20 protein-coding genes are annotated in these 19311 nt (G+C 72.3%); 14 read left to right on the forward strand and 6 right to left on the reverse strand.

Annotated features, from left to right (window positions below):
• Positions 1–31: 31 nt before the first annotated feature.
• Positions 32–415 carry a hypothetical protein gene (locus tag AC07EG_RS28920; RefSeq protein ID WP_478256359.1) on the forward strand — a complete coding sequence of 128 codons (384 nt, stop codon included), beginning with the start codon at positions 32–34 and terminating at the stop codon, positions 413–415.
• 103 nt (positions 416–518) lie between these two features.
• Here the strand turns inward: AC07EG_RS28920 and AC07EG_RS28925 are convergent, their stop codons facing one another.
• Positions 519–1754 (reverse strand): glycosyltransferase, encoded by a 1236-nt coding sequence (locus tag AC07EG_RS28925; protein WP_478256360.1) that lies wholly within the window; start codon positions 1752–1754, stop codon positions 519–521.
• A 49-nt stretch (positions 1755–1803) separates the two neighbouring features.
• On the opposite strand from AC07EG_RS28925, the gene AC07EG_RS28930 reads away from it, so the two are divergent.
• From AC07EG_RS28930 to AC07EG_RS28965, 8 genes are all read left to right on the forward strand, one after another.
• Positions 1804–2388, forward strand: coding sequence for a TetR/AcrR family transcriptional regulator (locus tag AC07EG_RS28930; RefSeq protein WP_478256361.1), 585 nt, complete (start codon positions 1804–1806; stop codon positions 2386–2388).
• A 1017-nt stretch (positions 2389–3405) separates the two neighbouring features.
• A complete protein-coding gene (locus tag AC07EG_RS28935; RefSeq protein ID WP_478256362.1) occupies positions 3406–3870 on the forward strand; it encodes a (2Fe-2S)-binding protein in 465 nt (154 codons plus the stop codon).
• Complete coding sequence (locus tag AC07EG_RS28940) at positions 3867–5765, forward strand: xanthine dehydrogenase family protein molybdopterin-binding subunit (protein WP_478256363.1); 1899 nt, start codon at positions 3867–3869, stop codon at positions 5763–5765. Before AC07EG_RS28935 ends, AC07EG_RS28940 begins: the two co-directional genes overlap by 4 nt.
• On the forward strand, positions 5699–5905 hold the full coding sequence (locus tag AC07EG_RS28945) for a hypothetical protein (RefSeq protein ID WP_478256364.1): 207 nt from the start codon (positions 5699–5701) through the stop codon (positions 5903–5905). The genes AC07EG_RS28940 and AC07EG_RS28945 overlap by 67 nt, the downstream gene beginning before the upstream one ends.
• Before the next feature lie 12 nt (positions 5906–5917).
• On the forward strand, positions 5918–6373 hold the full coding sequence (locus AC07EG_RS28950; protein ID WP_478256365.1) for a MarR family winged helix-turn-helix transcriptional regulator: 456 nt from the start codon (positions 5918–5920) through the stop codon (positions 6371–6373).
• 20 nt (positions 6374–6393) lie between these two features.
• Positions 6394–6744 (forward strand): cupin domain-containing protein, encoded by a 351-nt coding sequence (locus AC07EG_RS28955; protein WP_478256366.1) that lies wholly within the window; start codon positions 6394–6396, stop codon positions 6742–6744.
• Positions 6745–6870: 126 nt separating this feature from the next.
• Positions 6871–7482: a GNAT family N-acetyltransferase gene (locus AC07EG_RS28960; protein ID WP_478256367.1), complete on the forward strand. Its 612-nt coding sequence runs from the start codon at positions 6871–6873 to the stop codon at positions 7480–7482.
• Positions 7483–7544: 62 nt separating this feature from the next.
• Positions 7545–7673, forward strand: a complete 129-nt coding sequence (locus AC07EG_RS28965) for a hypothetical protein (protein WP_478256368.1) — start codon at positions 7545–7547, stop codon at positions 7671–7673.
• Position 7674: 1 nt separating this feature from the next.
• Here AC07EG_RS28965 and AC07EG_RS28970 read toward each other — a convergent pair whose 3' ends face one another.
• Positions 7675–8889 (reverse strand): PucR family transcriptional regulator, encoded by a 1215-nt coding sequence (locus tag AC07EG_RS28970; protein WP_478256369.1) that lies wholly within the window; start codon positions 8887–8889, stop codon positions 7675–7677.
• 64 nt (positions 8890–8953) lie between these two features.
• Here AC07EG_RS28970 and AC07EG_RS28975 point away from each other — a divergent pair, with 64 nt between their 5' ends.
• A complete protein-coding gene (locus tag AC07EG_RS28975; protein ID WP_478256370.1) occupies positions 8954–10438 on the forward strand; it encodes a flavin-containing monooxygenase in 1485 nt (494 codons plus the stop codon).
• A gap of 12 nt (positions 10439–10450) precedes the next feature.
• On the opposite strand, the gene AC07EG_RS28980 is transcribed toward AC07EG_RS28975, so the two are convergent.
• Entirely contained in the window at positions 10451–11392 is a 942-nt protein-coding gene (locus tag AC07EG_RS28980) for a LysR family transcriptional regulator (RefSeq protein WP_478256371.1), read from the reverse strand.
• A 10-nt stretch (positions 11393–11402) separates the two neighbouring features.
• On the reverse strand, positions 11403–12305 hold the full coding sequence (locus AC07EG_RS28985; protein ID WP_478256372.1) for an MBL fold metallo-hydrolase: 903 nt from the start codon (positions 12303–12305) through the stop codon (positions 11403–11405).
• A gap of 82 nt (positions 12306–12387) precedes the next feature.
• Between AC07EG_RS28985 and AC07EG_RS28990 the strand changes: the two genes are divergently transcribed.
• The 3 genes from AC07EG_RS28990 (at position 12388) to AC07EG_RS29000 (ending at position 16264) form a co-directional block, all read left to right on the forward strand.
• Positions 12388–13224, forward strand: a complete 837-nt coding sequence (locus tag AC07EG_RS28990; protein ID WP_478256373.1) for a LysR family transcriptional regulator — start codon at positions 12388–12390, stop codon at positions 13222–13224.
• Between the two features lie 34 nt (positions 13225–13258).
• Positions 13259–14467: an MFS transporter gene (locus AC07EG_RS28995; RefSeq protein WP_478256374.1), complete on the forward strand. Its 1209-nt coding sequence runs from the start codon at positions 13259–13261 to the stop codon at positions 14465–14467.
• 318 nt (positions 14468–14785) lie between these two features.
• Positions 14786–16264 carry a GMC oxidoreductase gene (locus AC07EG_RS29000; RefSeq protein ID WP_478256375.1) on the forward strand — a complete coding sequence of 493 codons (1479 nt, stop codon included), beginning with the start codon at positions 14786–14788 and terminating at the stop codon, positions 16262–16264.
• On the opposite strand, the gene AC07EG_RS29005 is transcribed toward AC07EG_RS29000, so the two are convergent.
• Together AC07EG_RS29005 and AC07EG_RS29010 are read right to left on the reverse strand one after the other, a co-directional pair.
• The gene (locus AC07EG_RS29005) at positions 16261–16740 is read right to left on the reverse strand and encodes a carboxymuconolactone decarboxylase family protein (RefSeq protein WP_478256376.1); all 480 of its coding nucleotides are present in this window, start codon (positions 16738–16740) and stop codon (positions 16261–16263) included. The genes AC07EG_RS29000 and AC07EG_RS29005 overlap by 4 nt on opposite strands.
• Positions 16737–17816, reverse strand: coding sequence for an NAD(P)H-dependent amine dehydrogenase family protein (locus tag AC07EG_RS29010; protein ID WP_478256377.1), 1080 nt, complete (start codon positions 17814–17816; stop codon positions 16737–16739). The genes AC07EG_RS29005 and AC07EG_RS29010 overlap by 4 nt, the downstream gene beginning before the upstream one ends.
• Before the next feature lie 206 nt (positions 17817–18022).
• On the opposite strand from AC07EG_RS29010, the gene AC07EG_RS29015 reads away from it, so the two are divergent.
• Complete coding sequence (locus AC07EG_RS29015; RefSeq protein WP_478256378.1) at positions 18023–19207, forward strand: glycoside hydrolase family 64 protein; 1185 nt, start codon at positions 18023–18025, stop codon at positions 19205–19207.
• The last annotated feature ends 104 nt before the right edge of the window (positions 19208–19311 follow it).

Genomic DNA, 19311 nt, shown 5'->3' on the forward strand with positions numbered 1-19311 from the left:
TTTTCCCGGTATCGTGGGATGGGGGTGAGCCATGCCGATGCCGGGAACCGTGGTCGGGCACTGCCGGGCGCTGCTCGGACCGGGAACGAACATCGAATACGCGCTGCCGGGCACGGCGATCGAGGCGCACGGCACCGGTGGCTTCGCCATCAACGTGCTGCTGGCGATCACCACCGACGAAATCGTGGTGTTCCGGGTCGCCCTGCTCAGCCGGTACCGGCCCGCGAAGATCTGGGCGCGCCACCCGCGCCGCCGCGGCCGGGCCACCATCGAGCAGCCGGGCTCGCTGTCGGCCACCTGCACCGTCGGCGGCCTCGTCGTCGAGATCGAGGACGAGTACGTGCCGGTCGTCCGGGCCGCCGGTCTGGACCACATCGGCGGTGAGCCCCCGCTGGACCCGCACCCCCACCTCTGACCTTCCCGGCTCCGGCGGGCAAGGCGAACGCCGGCGGTGAAACCAGGCAGGCGGCCGGCGGCGCGCCGCCACCCACCCGGGCACCCGTCTCGCCGACCCGGCCTCAACCGCCCTCCACGAGGATGCGTGCCGCGCCGGTGAGCCCTGGCGCTCGTGCCGCTTCCTCGCGGAGGGCGGCGGCACGCGTGCGGTAGCGGGGATCGCGCAGCACCTCGCCGACGGCCCGGCCGATGGTGCGCGGTGCCGGTTCCTGTTTCCGCAGGCCGATTCCGAGGCCGCTCCACCGCACCCGCGCGGCGACCTCCGCCTTGTCCTGCGACCGGCCCGCGGTCACCACGGGAACCCCGTGCCGGATGGCGAAACCCAGGCCACCGTATCCACCGTTGGTGACAAAAGCCGACAACGACGGGAAGATCTCGTCGTAGGGGAGCGAGCGAGCGAGGAAAGCGTTGGCGGGCAGGGAAAGTTCGTGCTCGGTGGAGAGCCCGCCCAGTGAAACGAGGACGTTCACCTCCCGGCCGGCGAGCGCGGTGAGCGTCGGCTGGACCAGCTGGGACAGGTCGGGTTCGGCGGAGCCCTGGGTGACCAGCACGGCCGGGCGGCGCCGGTCGAGCCGGTCCCACCACTCCGGCAGCGGGTGCCGGTCGGCGTCGCTGACCGAAAGCGGGCCGACGAAGTGCACCCGGGCACCCGGACGCGGGTATTCGAACCCCGGCACGGTGAGCTGGACGATGTCGTCCACCAGCTCCAGCCAGTCGAACAAGGCCACCGGAAGCCCGGGCACCAGGGCCCGCAGCGAGTCGGTGAGCAACTTCCGCAGCGCGAACGCCGCCGCCCGGTTGCGCAGCCCGCCGAGCGGGCCGGTGGCCGGGGTCCAGCCCAGGCCCGCCGGTGCCACGCCGTCGCCGGGCAGGTTCAGCGGATTGCTGCCCCACGCCACGATCCGGGGGCGCCGCGAGCGCAGGGCCAGCGGTATGGCGCCGAAGAACATCGTCTCCACCACCACGGTGCCGGCGGGCTCCTCGGCGAGCAGTTCGTCGATCCGGGCCGCCTGCACGGGCACCGGGCGCAGGAACACGTGCTCCAGCTCGAACTTCCCCAGCGCGAGGCCCCGCAGTTCCCGCCGCGCCGGGAAGGCCCCGTCGATGTCGGTTTCGTCGAAGTCGGCCTCCGGCGGCAGCGGCACCCACCGGGCCCCGCTCGCCGTCACGGCGTCGCGGTACCGCACCCCGGTCAGCACCCGCACCCGGTGCCCCCGGTCCACCAGGTGCCGGGCCACCGGCAGCATCGGCTGGACGTGGCCCTGGAACGGGCCCGCGCACATCAGCACCGAAGCCATCACACCCTCCTCAATTCGCTACACTCTGAGTGTAGTGAAAGGAGGCCGGGTGGCGAAGGAAACCCGGGCGTACCGATCGCCGGTCCGGGCCGAAGCGGCTCGCCGCACCCGGCTGGCGATCGTGGAGGCCGCCGCGGAGCTGTTCACCGCCGAGGGCTACGCCCCGACCACGATGCGGGCCATCGCCCAGCGGGCCGGGACCAGCGTGGAGACGGTCAACGCCCACGGGCCGAAGTCGGCGTTGCTGCGGGCGGCGTTCGAGGTCCGCTTCCTCGGGCCGGACGGCGGGCCGCCCCGCTTCGAGTTCAGCGGTGACCTGGACTTCGCGACGGTCGACGAGGCGCTGCGCCCGGTGGTGCGGCGGTTCGCCGCGTCAGCCGGGATCTACCGCGCACTGGTGACGGCCGCCGACAGCGATCCGGAGGTGCGGGAGGTGGTTTCGGCACTCCGGGCGGCCCAGCGCCGCGAGATCGGCGAACTGGCGCCGGGGCACGCCGACGCGCTGGCGTTCATCGTTTCCCATACCGCGTTCGAGCACTTCGTGACCCACTGCGGCTGGTCGGCGGCTCGATATCGGGCGTGGGCGGCCCGGGCCGTGCTCGCCGAACTCGCCGGCGCAGACCCGCCCAGGTGAGCGCGGCGACCACGGCCACCAGCAGGTATTCGAGGACCGGGATGCGGACGATCTCGCCGAGGTCCCCGGGCGACCGGGTGGCGTGGACGGCGACCGCACCCGCCAGGTAGGCCAGCGCGACCGCCCAGCGCGTGCGGGTGCCGAGCCCGAGCCCGTGCAGCTGCGTGACGACGAAGACGCCGAGGAAGCCGAACAGGAACATCGGCCACTTGCCGTCCGGCCCGGAGTTCATCACCGCGACCAGCGTGCCGTGCACGGCCACCATCAGCTCCAGCGTCAGCGTCCACCAGCGGTTCGTGTGCGCGCGGGTGAGGAACACGCTGCCCTGGAACAGCAGCAGGAACAGGTAGCAGAAACCGATCAGGTGCCCGCTGGTGGTTTCCATCGGGTGGTACCAGAAGGTGTAGATCGCCGCCCAGCTGAACAGGTAACCGTGGTACTCGCGGGCGAACCGCACCACCTCGGCCGAGATCGGCGCCGGGCGGCCGAAGAACAGCCCGCGCCGCCGGTTCTCCATCAGCAGCACCACGACCAGCAGCAACACCACCGAACCCTGCGAGCTGAAGATCGACACGTCCTGCGCCAGGCCGTCGTAGAACACCGCCGACTGCACCTCGTGCAGTGCGATGAAACCGAGGTTCGCCAGCAGGGCGACCACGTTCACCGGGTGCAGGCCGCTGGTGTAGCGCCGCACGTGCCGCTGGGCGTGGTGGATGAGCCCCCAGGAGACCAGCTGGTGGCAGGCGTAGCCCAGCCAGGCGGACGCCCTGGTCCAGAAGGTGGGGTCGGGCAGCTGCCAGAAGTACCAGGACGCACCCTGGTCCGGCGCGAGCGCGACGTCGCCGAGCAGCGGTCCGGCCAGCCAGACCAGCGCGGTCAGCGCCAGGCTGCCGAGCAGCCCCAAGGTGATGACCCGCCCCGGATTGTTCAGCATGCTGAGCATTCTGCCTGTTGTTCAGCAGGCTGAGCAAGTGCCATGCTGGGGCGGTTCCCCGCCCGCTGCCTTCGACAGGAGCTGTGCCGGTGTATCGACTGCAGGTCAACGGAACCGAGCACGAGGTGGACGTGCCGCCGGACACCCCGCTGCTGTGGGCCCTGCGTGACGAACTGGGCCTGACCGGACCCAAGTACGGCTGCGGCATCGGCGCCTGCGGGGCCTGCGTGTCCCTGGTGGACGGCAAGGCGGCGCGCCCGTGCGTGCTGCCGGTCGGTGCGGTCGGGGCCAGGGCGATCACCACCATCGAAGGGCTCTCCGGCCACCCGGTGCAACGGGCGTGGATCGCCGGTGACGTGGCGCAGTGCGGTTACTGCCAGGCGGGCCAGATCATGAGCGCGGTGGCCCTGCTGGGCGAACGGCCGGAGCCGGCCGACGAGGACATCGACGAAGCCCTGCGGGACAACGTCTGCCGCTGCGGCACGTATTCGCGCATCCGGCAGGCCGTGCACGCGGCAGCCGAGCTGGCCCGGGAGGAGCAGCCGTGATCAGCCGCCGGGGTTTCCTGGTCTCCGCCGGAGCCGCGACCCTGCTGATCGCCGTGCCGCTGCCGGGCTCGGCGGCGGACGGCGACCTGGCGCCCAACGTTTTCGTCCGCGTCACCGCCGACGGCCGGATCGTGGTCACCGTGCCGCGGCCGGAAACCGGGCAGGGGGTGCGCACCGTCGTGGTGCTGCTCGCCGCCGAGGAGCTTTCCGTGCCACCGCACGGCATCGAGGTGGAGCAGGCGCCTGGCGACACCGCGCGGTACGGCCCGCAGATGGTGGCCGATTCGTTCTCCGTGCGCCAGCTGTTCGAGCCGATGCGCACGGCCGCCGCCACCGTTCGCTGCCTGCTCGTGGCCGCGGCTGCCGGGCGCTGGCAGGTGCCGATGGAGCAGTGCGCAGCCCGCGACGGTTCTGTGTCGCACCCCGCGCACGGCCGGTTGCCCTACGGCGAACTCGTCGCCGGCGCGGCGGCGCTCGATCCGGCGGGCGTGCCGGTCACGCTGACGCCGCGGCACGAATGGCGTTTCCTCGGCAAGGAAGCCACCAGGGTGGACGCGGCAGGCATCGCCACCGGGCGGGCGCGGTTCGGCATCGACGTGCGGGAGCCGGGCGGGCTGGTCGCCGTGGTGCGCCGGCCCGGCTGGCTGGGTGCCGCACTGTCCGAAGTGGACGATACGGCGGCGCGGGCGGTGCCCCGGGTGGTGGACGTGGTCCGGCTGCCCGCGGGCCGGGGGATGGCGGGCGGCGTGGCGGTGGTGGCCGAATCGACCTCCGCCGCGCTGGCCGGGCGCGCGGCACTGGAGGTGAGCTGGACCGGCGGCACCCCCGGCGCGGACAGCCGCCGGTGGCTGGCCGACCTGGCCACCGCCGTGCCCGCGCCACCCGCCGCACCGGGACCGGTCGGCCTCGACCGCACCTACCGGTTGCCGATGCTGGCGCACGCGCCGATGGAACCGCTCAACGCGACCGCGCGGTTCACCGGCGACGGCGGGCTGGTCGTGCAGGTGCCCACGCAGGACCCCGGCGGGCTCCGCGGTCTGCTGGCGCAGCTCCTCCAGCTCGACCCGGCCGCGGTGACCGTGCTGCCGACGCTGGCCGGTGGTGCGTTCGGCAGGCGGTTCGAAGTGGACTTCGTGCTCGAAGCGGTGTTCTGCGCCCGCGCCACCGCCCGGCCGGTCCAAGTGCTGTGGACGCGGGACGACGACACGCGCCACGATTCGTACCGGCCGATGTCGGTGCACCGGCTCACCGCGGTGCTCGCGCGCGACGGCGTTCCGCGCTGGCGGTCCCACGGGGTGGCCACCTGGCCGCTCAGTTCGGTGCCCGCGTTCGGCAACCCCGACCTGGTGCTGGCCAGCGGTGACCACTTCCCGTACCGGGTACCGGGGAAACCGGCGGTGGTCCTGCGGCCGCCGCCGTTGCGCACCGGGTTCTGGCGGTCGGTCTACGCCGGGCAGTTCGTCTTCGCCGAGGAGTGCTTCCTGTCCGCGGCCGGGCAGCGCGCCGGGCTGGACCAGGTCGAGCTGCGGCGGCGCCTGCTGCCGGTCGATTCGCGGGTGCGGCGGGTGCTCGACGCCGCCGCCTCGCGGGCACCCCGGCCGGACGGTGCGGGCCGGGGCGTCGCCTGCCACCTGGACTACGACTCCGCCATCGCGGTGATCGCCGACGTCCGGCTGCGCGACGGCGAACCGGTGGTGCGCCGGGTGACCGCCGCGGTCGACGTCGGCGCGGCACTGCACCCGTCCGGTGTCCGCGCGCAGGTCGAAGGCGGGGTGCTCGACGCGGTGTCCACTGTGCTCGCGCGCAGATCACCGTGCGGGACGGGCGGGTGGTGCAGTCCTCCTTCGCCGACTACGCCTGGGCGCGGATCGACCGGTCCCCGGAGATCGACGTGACCATCGTGCCGTCCGAGCTGCCGCCCGGGGGGCTGGGCGAACTCGCCTACCCGCCCGCGTCGGCGGCGATCGCGTCGGCGGTGGCGGCGGCGACCGGCTCGCCGGTCACCGGGATGCCGGTGACCGCCGAGACCGGGTGAGAAGATGGGGGCGTGCCCAGGAAGTCCAGCCCGCAGGTGCCCGGCGACGAACCCGACGTCGCCTCGTGGCCGACCGGCCGCCTGCTCTCGGTCGCCGCGCGGGTGGTCGAATCGCGGTTCGACGACGTGCTGGCCCGGCACCAGCTCACCCACGCCGGGCTGATCGTGCTGCACCACCTCGACGCCGGGCCGCACACCCAGCGCGAGCTGGCCACGCTGTGCCGGGTCACCGACCAGACCATGAGCCGGACGGTGGAACGGTTGCGGCGCACCGACTTCGTCGGCACCGACGCCGACCCGGCGGACCGGCGGCGCACCATCGTCCGGCTCACCGCGGCGGGCAGGCGGGTGCTCACCAAGGCCCGCCGCGAGGAGCGGGAATCCGAACTGCTGCTCGGCGCGGTCGACGACTACGAGCACTTCCGCGGTCAGCTGCTCAAGCTCATCCGGCACGCCGCCGGGAAGTAACTCGCCACGGGGAGTACGCCATGCACCACGTCATCCGCCAGATCCACCCGCCGGAGGGCCCGCGCAACGCCCAGTTCACCGGGCAGCCCTACGGCGCCGAGATCTCCTTCTTCCTGGTCGACGCCGAGCCGGGACAGGGGCCGCGCCCGCACCGGCACCCGTACCCGGAGACCTGGATCGTGCGGTCCGGGCGGGGCACCTTCTACGCCGAGGGCGAGGTGACCGAGGCCGGTCCGGGGGACGTCGTGGTGGTCGGCGCGCACACCCCGCACACCTTCCGCAACAACGGCACCGAACGCCTGGAACTGGTGTGCATCCACGCCGCCGGCGAGATGAGCACCGAATGGCTGGACAGCACCGACCCGAGCTGAGTGGATCACCGAAAGTGACCGTCGCTGATCACGGTGCGTGGTAACCGCGGCTGGCGGGTGGTGGGCCCGGAGTCCGGGCCGCCCAAGGGAAAGCGGGTGTCGGGTGGCCTAGTAAGGTCAGCGCCGATGATGACCGAGCCGGTGGGGCAGTTCGTGGTGGTGCCGGGCCTGACCGGCCGCAAGGTGCGCCTGCGCGCGATCACCCCGGCCGACCGCCGGACGCTGACCGGGTTCGACCGGGAGGCCGCCGCGCGCACCGCGGTGGGCGGCTACCGGCACTGGGCGGCGCACCGCACCGGGGACAACCTGCAGTTCGCCATCGAATCGCTGCACAGCGGCCTGCTGGTCGGCTCGATGGCGGCCACCCAGGCCGACGGCGGCGCCGGGCGGTTCAGCTACGGCATCGGCATCGGCTCCTCCTACCGCCGCTGCGGGTACGCCGCCGACGCGATCACGCTGCTGCTGAGCCACATGTTCTTCGACCGCGGCTACCGCAGGTGCGAGGTCGGCATCTACGGCGGGAACATCGCTTCGCTGTCCCTGCACGGGGTGCTCGGCTTCCGCGAAGAACGCCGGATCCGGGACACCGAACTGCACCGCGGTGGCATCAAGTACCTGGTCATGATGGCCATCACCGCCCCGGAGTTCGCCGCCTACCGCCGGCCACCGGAGCCGCAGCGCGGCCGCCACCACCGCATCCGCCGCGGACGGCACTGGTACAACGACAAATCCGCCTGACGCCGAGGCCGGCGGTTTGGGCCTTTGCCGCAGTTCAGCAAGTGCGGGCTGACCGCCCGCACTTGTCCCAGGCGATCAGGAAACCGGACAACGTCGATTTCCGCGGCGACGAAAAATGGGCAGCGCAGGCCGACGCGCTGATCGACGAGTCCGCCGGAACGGCGAAATGGCAGGCGGTCCGGCAGCAGTGAGTCAGGGCGAGGATCCGCGCCACCTCAGGACCTCCAAAGCGGCGGCCACGCTCAGTGCGTTGTCCGCCAGGGGCTGGGGCAGCAGTTCGTCCGCGCGTGCCAGGCGCCGTAGGACGGTGTTGCGGTGGGTGTACAGCCGGGCCGCGGTGCGCGTGGTGTTCCCCAGCTCCCGCACGTAGGTCAGCACGGTGTCCCGCGTGTCGGCGTCGGCGGTGAGCAGGGCGCCCAGGGTGTCGTGCAGGAACTCGTCGGCTTGCGCGGGCTGGGCGGTGAGCAGCGCGGCCAGCTGCACGTCCTGGTACCGGGCGAACTGCCGGGATGAGGTGAGCATGCGCTGGGTGGTGGCGGCGTCGAGGTGGCTGCCCCGGAAACCGTCGACGTCCGTGCCCGGTCTGCCGACGGCCACGCGGACGTCCGGGTAGGGCGCCAGGTCCGGTTGCCCGGTGGCACCGACCGGCAGCCACACCCACAACGCCGCCGCGCTCGCCACCACGGTGAGCCGGTGCGGGGCGTCGGCCGCCCGCATGACCGCTTCGGCCGCCGCTTCCAGCTGGTCCGAAGCGGTGCCCGAGCCGCTCCAGATGATCACCGCGGTGTGCTGGCCGGTGAGGCCGTAACCGAGCCGCGCCTCGGCCCTGGCCCGGCTGATCGGCGCGCCCTCCAGCAGCAGCGACACCACGGCCCGCCGTTCGGCGTGCGCGCCGCGGGTCAGTTCGGCCCGCTCGGCCCGCATCTGCTCGGACACCGCGGCGATGGTGTCGTCGATGAACGTGCCGATGGACAACGCCGAGACGTCGAGCAGTTCACGCAGCCGCGCCGGGTCGCCGGTCAGGTCGAAGCAGATGTCCATCCACCGCCGCCACGCCACGCTCTGCGCCGTGCGGTACGCCTCGAGCGCCGTCTCGTCGAGGCCCCGGCGCACCAGGTCGCGAGCCGATTCGAGCAGGTCGGGCTCGGTGTTGGCGGGCACGCGACGGCCGGGGTGCGCGACGTTCGCGGCCGCCCAGTGCCGCAGGTTCGCCAGGTTGGCCCGCCGGGTCGCCGCGGCCAGCACCGGGTCCTCGGCCACCGGCCGCATCCGCTGCCCGCTCAGCGAGGCCGCGTGCAGCTCCTCCAGCCAGTCCGGCCGGAGCGCCAGCACGGTCTCGGCACCCCGCCGGAACAACTGGCGCCCGGCCGCCGACAACCGCGGCCACCCCGCAGCGTTCTGCACCATCCACGCAGCATGCTGGTGCGTGTTGCACTGGCGCAAGACCCCGCCGCCAGCGCAGAGTGGGACGATGACCACCTCGCAGACGCCGGTCGAGCACCTCGACGTGCTCGTGGTCGGGGCCGGGATCTCGGGCATCGGCGCCGGGCGCTACCTCAAGGCCGAGCACCCGGCGAAGCGCTTCGCCATCCTGGAGGCCCGCGGTGCCCCGGGCGGCACCTGGGACCTGTTCCGCTACCCGGGCATCCGCTCGGACTCCGACCTGCACACCTTCGGCTACGAGTTCAAGCCGTGGCTGGACCGCCAGTCCATCGCCGACGCCCCGCGCATCCTGGACTACCTGCGGGAAACCGTCACCGAGAACGGGCTGGACGCGCACCTCCGCTACCACCACCGGCTGATCGCCGCGGCGTGGTCCAGCGAGACGGCGCGCTGGACGGCCGAGGTCGAGCGCACCGACACCGGCGAGCGGTTCCGGTTGAGCGCGAACTGGCTGTTCTGCGCCGGTGGTTACTTCCGCTACGACGAGGGGTTCACCCCGCACTTCGAGGGCCGCGACCGGTTCCGCGGTCCGGTCGTGCACCCGCAGCACTGGCCGGAGGACCTCGACCACGCCGGCCAGCGCGTGCTGGTGATCGGCAGCGGCGCCACCGCGGTCACCCTGGTGCCGGCGATGGCGGACACCGCCGCCCACGTGACCATGCTCCAGCGCACGCCCACCTACGTGATGCCGGTGCCGCGGGAGGACAAGCTGGCCAACCTCGCGCGGAAGGTGCTGGGGGACGAGCGCGGTTACGCGCTGGCGCGGCGCAAGAACATCGTCAAGCAGATCGCGGTGTGGAAGTTCTGCCGGCGCTTCCCGAAGGCGGCCCGGCGGCTGATCCGCTGGGTCAACACGAAGCAGCTGCCCGCCGGGTTCCCGGTCGACGAGCACTTCAACCCGCCCTACGACCCGTGGGACCAGCGGTTGTGCGCGGTGCCCGACGGCGACCTGTTCCGCGCCATCCGCCGCGGCACGGCGTCCGTGGTGACCGGCCGGATCGACACCTTCACCGAAGGCGGGGTGCGGCTCGAATCCGGCGCCGAACTCGAAGCCGACGTCATCATCACCGCCACCGGGCTGAACGTGCAGGCTTTCGGCGGGGTCGCCCTGACCGTCGACGGCGAACCGGTGCGCCTGCCGGACACCTTGGCGTACAAGGGGATGATGCTGTCCGGGGTGCCGAACTTCGCCTTCGCCATCGGTTACACGAACTCGTCGTGGACGCTGAAGGTGGGGCTGCTGTGCGAGCACTTCTGCCGCCTGCTGTCCCACATGGACGAACACGGGTACGACACCTGCCGCCCGGAACCGGCCGATCCGTCGATGCCGACCCGGCCGCTGCTGGACTTCGCCGCCGGGTACGTCCAGCGCGCGGTGGACCAGCTGCCCCGCCAGGGCGACCGCCTGCCGTGGCGGATGTCGATGAGCTACCACGCCGACGTGAAGCTGCTGCGCGTGGACAGCGTGACCGATCCGGAACTGCGCTTCTCCCGCGCCGAGGTGCTCGTCTGAGCCGCCTCCGGGTCACGGACCGGTGGCTGCCCGGATCGGCTCGTCCGGGGGCAGCCACTGGGTGCCCGGGTCGAACGGCCGCACCCCGGCGGCGACGTGCTCGGCGAGCACCGGCAGCGCCGGGTGGCGGTTGCGCCGGTGCCACAGCATCGACCACGGGTAGAGCGGGGTCGGGTCGACGATGGGGAGCTGGACGATCCCGGCGTGCCACGGCACGCGCATGCGCTCACCGCCGAAGGTGTAGCGGTCGCGCGATCCGGCGATCTCGTCGAGCAGGTGGTCCAGGCCGAAGTTCGGGCCCCCGGTGCGGATCGTGAGGCCGAACTCCCGCCGCAGGTCTGCGTAGTAGTCGGCCCATTCACTGCCCGGTTCGTTGCCGGGCATGGTGGCGATCGACCCGGCGAGTTCGGTCATCCGCACCCGGCGCCGCCCGGCCAGCGGGTGCTCGCGGCCGAGCAGCGCGTGGTGCGGTTCGAGGTAGGCGGGCTGGTGCGCGATGGCCGGGTCGAGCGGACCGGAGATGCGGGCGAACGCCACGTCGATGGCGCCGCCGAGCAGGGCGGGCTGCCCGCTGCGGAGGCCGCGCGAGGTGACGATGTCGATCTCCACCTCGGGATGGGCCTCGTGGAAGGACCGGATCAGCTCGGTCGGCGCGAGCCGGGTGCCGAGCACGTCGACCCGCAGCCGCCGGTCGCGCCCGCGCACCGAGCGCACGGCCTGGTCGGCCAGTGCGACCAGGGCACGGGCGTCCGGGAGGAAGGCGGCGCCCTCGCCGGTGAGGTCGGTGCCGTTGCGGGCGCGGTGGAACAGGGTGGTGCCCAGACCGGCTTCGAGCTTGGCGATCCGCTTCGAGACCGCCTGCTGGGTCAGGCCGAGCCGGTCGGCGGCGGCGCCGAAGTGCCCCTCGTCCGCGACGGCGACAAAAGCCCGGACCGCACCGAGGTCCAGTTCCATGCCGCCGACCCTATCCGGCCGAATCCGACGCGATCGCGCACGCCCGTGGCCAGTCCGGTGAACCGGGAGATCGCTGACCGTGTTCGGCGGTGAAGCAGGCGATGGCCTTGTCGATCCAGTCCCGGCCCCGCCAGTCCGGCCGCCGGGCGATCAGCAGCTCGCGCACCTCGGCGGCGAAGTCCTCCGCGCCCGCGTCGAGGCGGCGCCGGGTTTCGTCCCGCAGCAGGTGCAGGTAGTCGCGGACCTCCGTGAGCAGTTCCGGGCCGCCGAGCTCACCGTGCCCCGGCACGACCCGCTCCGGCGCCTCCTCGAGCAGCCGCTCCACCACGGTGATCCAGCGGGTGCCGGACACGTCGGTGTCGTGCGGCGGGAACCACGGGAAGATGGCGAACTGCCCGGATTCGACCAGGTCGCCGGTGAACACGGTGTTCGCGTCCGGCACGGTGACCACCTGGTCGCCGGCGCTGTGCGCGCGGCCGGTCGCCCGCAGCCGCACCTCGCGCCCGCCGAGGTCGAGGGTGTGGCTCTCCTCGTAGACCAGGTCCGGCACGGGGATCTCCACGTCGTCGAGCTGGGCGGCGATCTCCGGGCCGAGCCCGCGGAACATCTCCAGGTAACCGGGACCCCGGTGCGCCAGGTCGTCGGCCTGGGCGCGGTTGACCAGGTAGGTGGCGTGCCCGCGGAACACCTGCGCCCCGAACGCGTGCTCCGGGTGGAAGTGCGTGGTGGTCAGGAGCAGTTCCCGGCCGCGGGCGTGTTCGGTGGCGAGTTCGAGCACGGGCCGGGCGTTGCGCGGGCCCAGGCCGGTGTCCACCACGAGCACCGCCTCCCGGCCGCCGATGAGGCCGATGTTCGGCACGAGTTCGACGTTGTGGTCCGGCAGCACGAACAGGTCTTCGGCGATTTCCTCCATGCGGCCAGTGCACTGCGCGCGGCTGCCCGGCGTCCAAGTCCGATCCGGTGTCCGCGATACCGGCGAAGTATCGTTCCCGCTCATGGACCTGCGGACGCTGCGGTACTTCGTCACCGTGGCCGAGGAGCGCCACTTCGGCCGCGCGGCGGCGCGGTTGCACATGACCCAGCCGCCGCTGAGCCGGGCGATCCGCGCGCTGGAAGCCGATCTCGGGGTGGACCTGTTCGACCGGACGGCGCAGGGGGTCGCGCTGACCCGGGCCGGAAGCGAACTGCTGACCCGGGCGCGGCAGTTGCTCGACCACGCCGACCAGGTGCGTGACCGGGTTCGGGCCGGCTCCACGCTGGTCGTCGGCACGCTCGCGGACAGCGCCGAGCGGCTCGGACCGCGGCTGGTGGCCGCCTTCCGCGAACGGCACCCCGAAGCCGGGGTGCGGGTGCGCGAAGCCGACTTCAGCGATCCGGGCTGCGGGATCCGAAGTGGACTCGCCGACGTCGCGGTGACCCGGGGTCCGTTCGACACCACCGGGATCGGCACGCACGTGCTGCGCACCGATCCGGTTTCCGTGCTGCTCCGCGCCGACGATCCGCTTGCGGCACACGGAATCCTGCGACTGCGTGAGCTCGAAGACCGGCCGTGGTTCCGCCTGGCCGGCGTCACCGATCCGGTGTGGGCCGCCTACTGGAACGGCGGGCGGGAACGCACGGGCCCGGCCGTGCGCACGGCGCAGGAGTGCTTCCAGGCCGTCCGCTGGAACTCCTCGATCGGGCTGCTGCCGGGTGGTTCCCCGGTGCCGGACGGCCTGGTCACCGTGCCGCTGGCCGATCTGCCGCCGAGTGAACTGGTGCTCGCGTGGCCGTCGGCGGAGCCGGACCCGCTCGTCCGGTCGTTCGTGCGGATCGCCGTGGCGCTGGCTTGACCTCGAGCGCGCTGGAAGTTCTAGCTTCGGTGGCATGACCGGAACGACCGTCGCCACCGCACGGCGAACGCCGACCCCGCTGCTGGCGACGCTGCTCGGCGTCAGCACGATGACCATCATGGCCAGCGCCACGATCACCCCGGCGCTGCCCGGGATGGAGCAGCACTTCGCCGGTGAAGCACACGCCCAGGTGCTGGTGCGCCTGGTGCTCACCCTGCCGGGACTGGCGATCATGCTGGCGGCGCCGCTGCTCGGGTACGCCGGCGTCCGGGTCGGCCGGGTCCGGGTGCTCGTCGCGGGCCTGGTGCTCTACACCGCCGGCGGCGGCTCCGGCCTGCTGCTCGACTCGCTGCCCGCGCTGCTGGCCGGGCGGGCGCTGCTCGGGGTCGGCATCGCCGCGATCATGACCACCTCGACCGCGCTGCTGGCCGACCACCACCCGCCCGCCCAGCACGGCCGGGTGCTCGGCCTGCAGGGTGCGGCGATGGGCTTCGGCGGTGTGGTGGCGATGCTGCTCGGCGGTGCGCTGGCGGAACTGAGCTGGCGCGGGCCGTTCGCGGTGTACCTGCTGGCGGTGCCGGTGCTGTTCCTGGTGCTGCGGAACGTGCCGGAAGCCCCGGTGGTGGCACCAGATCCCGGGGCGCGGCCCACCGGCGGCAGCCCGTGGACCCCGGGGGTGCTCGGGCTGTACGCGCTGACCTTCCTCAGCGTGGTGGTCTTCTACACCGTGCCGACGCAGGCGCCGTTCTGGCTCGCCGAGGTCGGCGGGGCCTCGCCGGTGGTGGCCGGGGCGATGATCGCCGGGGTGAACCTGGTGATGACCGTGGTCGGGCTGAACTTCGGCGGGCTGCGGGCGCGGTTCGGCTTCCGGCTGCTGGCCGCGGTGATGTTCGGTGCCTACGCCGCGGGGCTGGCGCTGGTCGGCACGGCGGGGAACCTGTGGGTGGCCACCGCGGGCATGCTGGTGGTCGGCCTCGGGGTCGGCCTGAGCAATCCGACGCTGAACGGGTGGACGGTGGCCTCGGTGGACCCGGCCGCCCGCACGCGGGCCCTCGGCCTGCTCACCTCGGTGCTCTTCCTCGGGCAGTTCTCCTCGCCGCTGCTCGCCCAGCCGGTGATCGGCGCGGCGGGGCTCGGCGGCACCTTCGTGCTGGCCGCGGCGCTGGGCGCGGTGGTCGCCGCGGTGCTCGCCGTGCTGGCGCTGACCGGCCGGGGACGGCGGCGCGCTGACCGTCCACTGTAGAGCAAAAGTGCGGAATTCCTCCTGGTTCGACCACTTGGCCGTGGGCAATCGGCCGAGAGCAAGTTACTGTCGCGTACGTAGTGACTTGATCATCGACGCAAGTATAACTTGTTCTCATATGTCGAGAGTGAGGAACGTCACATGAGCGGTAACTCCCTGTCCGGCAACGGTTCTCCAGGTCTATCCCGACGCGCGTTCGTCGCTGGAACTGGTTCTATCCTCGGGCTGGCGGCTCTCGGCGGCCGGGCGGCGGCGCAGCACTCGCGGGCATCGCAGCCCTTCGCGCCGCCGCCGGCCCCCATCCCGGACGGGGCGCAGGTGTCCGCACTGGTGATCGGCACCGGCTACGGCGGCTCGGTCACCGCGCTGCGGCTCGCCCAGGCCGGGGTGGACGTGCACATGGTGGAGATGGGCATGGCCTGGGACACCCCCGGCCCGGACGGCAACATCTTCGCCAACACCACCAGCCCCGACCACCGCTCGTACTGGCTGCGGACCAGGACCAAGCAGCCGCTGAGCAACTTCCTCGGCTTCCCGATCGACCGCGACGTGCCGCTGCACACCGGCATCCTCGACGCCGAGGACTTCAGCGGCATCAGCGTCTACCAGGGCCGCGGCGTCGGTGGCGGCTCGCTGGTCAACGGCGGCATGGCGGTCACGCCGAAGCGGGAGAACTTCGGCGGTGTGCTGCCCTCGGTCGACCCCGACGAGATGTACAACGTGTACTACCCGCGTGCCAACGCCGGGCTCGGCGTGACCGAGGTGGACCCGGCGTGGTGGGAGAGCGCGGAGTGCTACCAGTACGCCCGCGTCGGCCGCAAGCACGCCGAGCGCTCCGGCTTCCCGTTCGTCTTCGTGCCCAACGTCTACGACTGGGACTACATGGAGCAGGAGCAGGCGGGGACCGTGCCGAAGTCGGCGCTGCGCGGTGAGGTGCTCTACGGCAACAACCACGGCAAGAAGTCGCTGCAGAAGACCTACCTGGCGCAGGCGCGGGCCACCGGCCGGGTGGCCATCTCGCCGCTGCACCGGGTCACCTCGGTGACCCCGGCCACCGGCGGCCGCTACACCGTGGTGATCGAGCAGATCGACACCACCGGCGTCACCACCGCGACCAAGTCCGTCACCGCCGACCGGGTGTTCTTCGCCGCGGGCAGCGTCGGCACCAGCAAGCTGCTGACCGAGCTCAAGGCCACCGGTGCGCTACCGGGGCTCAACGGCGAGATCGGCAAGGGCTGGGGCGACAACGGCAACGTGATGTGCGGCCGCGCCAACCACGTGTGGGACGCCACCGGCGCCCTGCAGTCGTCCATGCCCACCGCCGGCATCGACAACTGGGCCGCGGGCGGCGCGTTCGCCGAGGTCGCGCCGCTGCCCACGGGCATCGAGACCTTCGCGTCGTTCTACCTGTCGATCACCAAGAACCCGCACCGCGCGCAGTTCACCTACAACCCCGCCACCGGCAAGGTGGAGCTGAACTGGCAGACCGCGTGGAAGCAGCCCTCCATCGACATGGCCAAGACGATCTTCGACAAGATCAACGCCAAGGAGGGCACCATCTACCGGACGGACCTGTTCGGCGTCTACAAGATCTGGGGCGACCACCTGACCTACCACCCGCTCGGCGGGGTGGTGCTGAACAAGGCCACCGACAACTACGGCCGCCTGCACGGCCACCCCGGCCTGTACGTGACCGACGGTTCGCTGGTGCCGGGCAACGCCAGCGTGAACCCGTTCGTCACGATCACCGCGCTCGCCGAGCGCAACATCGAGCGGGTGATCGCCGAGGATCTCTAGAACTTCGGCACCACGCACACCGCGTCGATGCCCAGCACGTGGTTCAGCCTGCCGAAGGCCAGCCAGGAACCGATGCTCATGCTCAGTTCCACGATCTCGGCCTGGCTGTAGTGCTCGGTCATCCGCGCGAAGAACTCCTCGCCGAGGCCGTGGTGGTCCAGTGCGTACCGCTCGGCGTATTCGGCGGCCAGCCGCGTGCGGTCGTCGAAGGCGCCGGTGGTGCGCCACTGGGTCACCGCGTCGGCGAACTCCGGCTCGACCTTCTCGCCGTCGCGTTCGGTGCGCCAGTCGAGGCAGAACACGCAGCCGTTGATCTGCGCGATGCGCAACCGCGCGGCCTCGAACTCGCGCAGGCCCAGCGTGGTGTGGCTGTACACGGCCAGCGAGAACTGCGAGGCGGCGGCGCCGATGCCGGGCACCATCTCGCCCCACACGTAACCGATCGGATCCTTGCCCTCGGGGATGTCGATGATCATCGTGCGCTCCTTCCGAGCCGTCCCGCGGCCGGGCGCAGCGGGACGTCGAGTGCGTCGTAGAGACCGGGGCCGGCTTCGGTGAGCCAGTCGATGGCGTTGACCAGCCTGCCGACCGCGGTGGCGTTGCCGCCCGCGGAGGCGTTTTCGCCTTCGTCACGGGCTTCCACGGTGACTTCCAGGCGCGGGCGGCCCTCGATGATCACCCGGTGCGCCCCGGCCGGGTTCGGCGGCTGCGGCCAGTCCGGGGCGCACGACGGGTGGATGCGCGTGACGTGCTCGACCACGATCCGGGGTTCGCCGCCGACGATGCCCTGCACCTCGAACCGCACCGCCCCCTGCGTGCCGGCTTCGAACTCACCCATGGTGCGGGTGCCGACGGTGGTCTCGAGTGGACGGCGTTCCAGCGTTTCGCGGATTTCCTCGACTTCGGCGCCGAGCGCCCTGGCGATCAGCCGCACCTGCCCGCCCCACACCATCGCCGGCACCGACGGCGCCAGCATCGGCGGCTGGTAGTCCATCGGCTGGCCCATGCCCACCAGGTAGCGCACCGAATCCGGCTGCTCGTAGGTGGAGTAGTCGAAGATCTCCTGGCAGCGGACCGCGTCCACAGTGGTGCCGAGGCCGCTGAGCAGGGCGGGCAGCACGTCGTTGCCCCAGCCGGGGTCGACACCGGAGACGAACAGCGAGCCACCGCCGTCGGCGATCGCGGCGAGCACCGGCTCCCGCAGCGCTTCCGGGGCGTTGCGCTGGTCGTAGAGCGCGTAGAGGGCGGGCGTGACCACCACCGCCCCGGCCCGGATGGCGGCGGTGATGTCCGCCAGCGCCGCGTCGGGCCGGGTGTCGCCGGAGGCGGCGTAGACCACCGCACGCGGGCGGCCGGCCAGCACGGCGGCCGGGTCGCCGCTGGCGGCCACGCCCAGCTCGTGGTCCAGACCAGCCAGCTCGCCGGCGTCGCGGCCGAGCTTGCCCGGGTGGTGCACCAGCACCGCGGTCAGGTCGAGCGACGGGTGGGCGGTGACCGCGCGGATGGCCGCGCGGCCGATGTTGCCTGTGCCCCAGACAACTGTGGGAATCATGTCCAGGAGGCTAACCGGGGAAACGTGGTGTGCCTAGCGGCCGTCGGGTGCATTCGGTGAGCGGCGTTGACAGCCCACTTGCCGCGTGTGATCCTGGGAAGGCTCTCCCTTGTATCCGGAAGCGCACGGTCCCCGCCATTAACACGCCTTCCGGTGCATTCTATTTCGCTCGGCGTGGCTATTCCTGTCTGAGGAGGAGAATGCGCATGTCCTGGTCCAGAAAGCTGCTGGCGCTCGGCGCCGCCCTGGTCACCGCGGCCGGGTCGGCCGTGGCGGCCCCGGCCGCCCTCGCCGTACCCGCCACCATCCCGCTCGTGCTGACGAACGACTCCGGCCGCACCGAGCCGGTCTACGTCTACAACCTGGGCACCGAGCTGAGCACCGGCCGTCAGGGCTGGGCCGACGCGAACGGCACCTTCCACCCGTGGCCGGCCGGTGGCAACCCGCCGACCCCGGCGCCCGACGCGGCCATCCCCGGGCCGGCGGCCGGGCAGTCGAGCACCATCCGGCTGCCGAAGTTCTCCGGCCGGGTCTATTTTTCCTACGGCCAGAAACTGGTGTTCAAACTGACCACCGGCGGCCTGGTGCAGCCCGCCGTGCAGAATCCCAGCGATCCCAACCGCAACATTCTGTTCAACTGGACCGAGTACACGCTGAACGACGCCGGGATCTGGCTGAACAGCACCCAGGTCGACATGTTCTCGGCGCCGTACTCGGTCGGTGTGCAAATGGCGGGCGGGGCGGTGAAAACCACCGGCCGGTTGAAACCGGGTGGTTACCACGGTTTCTTCGGCGCGCTGAAGGCGCAGCCGGGCGGCTGGGGCAACCTGGTCCAGGCCAAGCCGGACGGCAGCCCGCTGCGGGCGCTCTCACCGGGGCACGGGGTCGGGTCCGGGGTGCTGAACGCGGGCATCATGAACGACTACGTCAACCGGGTCTGGTCGAAGTACGCCTCGGCCACGCTGACCGTCACCCCGTTCGCCGACCAGCCGGGCACGAAGTACTTCGGGCGGGTTTCCGGGAACACGATGAACTTCACCAACTCCGCCGGGGCGGTGGTCACCTCGTTCCAGAAACCGGACTCCGACAGCATCTTCGGCTGCTACAAACTGCTGGACGCCCCGAACGACCTGGTGCGGGGGCCGATCTCGCGGACGCTGTGCGCCGGGTACAACCGGTCCACGCTGCTGAGCAACCCGAACCAGCCGGACGCCGGCTCGGCGAACTTCTACCAGGACGGGGTGACCAACCACTACTCGCGCCTGATCCACGCCAACATGGTCGACGGCAAGGCCTACGGTTTCGCCTTCGACGACGTCGGCCACCACGAATCCCTGGTGCACGACGGAAATCCGCAGCAGGCCCGCATCACCCTCGACCCGTTCAGCTGAGTGCGGGGTGGGGGGGGGGGGGGGGGGGGGGGGGGGGGGGGGGGGGGGGGGGGGGGGGGGGGGGGGGGGGGGGGGGGGGGGGGGGGGGGGGGGGGGAGGGGGGG

The organism is Amycolatopsis sp. NPDC045836, from assembly GCF_056431745.1.

Excerpts from the sequence above, each read along its gene's own strand:
- AC07EG_RS28920 (WP_478256359.1), top strand. The coding sequence starts at position 32 with ATGCCGATGCCGGGAACCGTGGTCGGGCACTGCCGGGCGCTGCTCGGA.
- AC07EG_RS28925 (WP_478256360.1), bottom strand. The coding sequence starts at position 1,754 with ATGGCTTCGGTGCTGATGTGCGCGGGCCCGTTCCAGGGCCACGTCCAG.
- AC07EG_RS28955 (WP_478256366.1), top strand. The coding sequence starts at position 6,394 with ATGCACCACGTCATCCGCCAGATCCACCCGCCGGAGGGCCCGCGCAAC.
- AC07EG_RS28960 (WP_478256367.1), top strand. The coding sequence starts at position 6,871 with ATGATGACCGAGCCGGTGGGGCAGTTCGTGGTGGTGCCGGGCCTGACC.
- AC07EG_RS28970 (WP_478256369.1), bottom strand. The coding sequence starts at position 8,889 with ATGGTGCAGAACGCTGCGGGGTGGCCGCGGTTGTCGGCGGCCGGGCGC.
- AC07EG_RS28975 (WP_478256370.1), top strand. The coding sequence starts at position 8,954 with ATGACCACCTCGCAGACGCCGGTCGAGCACCTCGACGTGCTCGTGGTC.
- AC07EG_RS28980 (WP_478256371.1), bottom strand. The coding sequence starts at position 11,392 with ATGGAACTGGACCTCGGTGCGGTCCGGGCTTTTGTCGCCGTCGCGGAC.
- AC07EG_RS28985 (WP_478256372.1), bottom strand. The coding sequence starts at position 12,305 with ATGGAGGAAATCGCCGAAGACCTGTTCGTGCTGCCGGACCACAACGTC.
- AC07EG_RS28990 (WP_478256373.1), top strand. The coding sequence starts at position 12,388 with ATGGACCTGCGGACGCTGCGGTACTTCGTCACCGTGGCCGAGGAGCGC.
- AC07EG_RS28995 (WP_478256374.1), top strand. The coding sequence starts at position 13,259 with ATGACCGGAACGACCGTCGCCACCGCACGGCGAACGCCGACCCCGCTG.
- AC07EG_RS29005 (WP_478256376.1), bottom strand. The coding sequence starts at position 16,740 with ATGATCATCGACATCCCCGAGGGCAAGGATCCGATCGGTTACGTGTGG.
- AC07EG_RS29010 (WP_478256377.1), bottom strand. The coding sequence starts at position 17,816 with ATGATTCCCACAGTTGTCTGGGGCACAGGCAACATCGGCCGCGCGGCC.
- AC07EG_RS29015 (WP_478256378.1), top strand. The coding sequence starts at position 18,023 with ATGTCCTGGTCCAGAAAGCTGCTGGCGCTCGGCGCCGCCCTGGTCACC.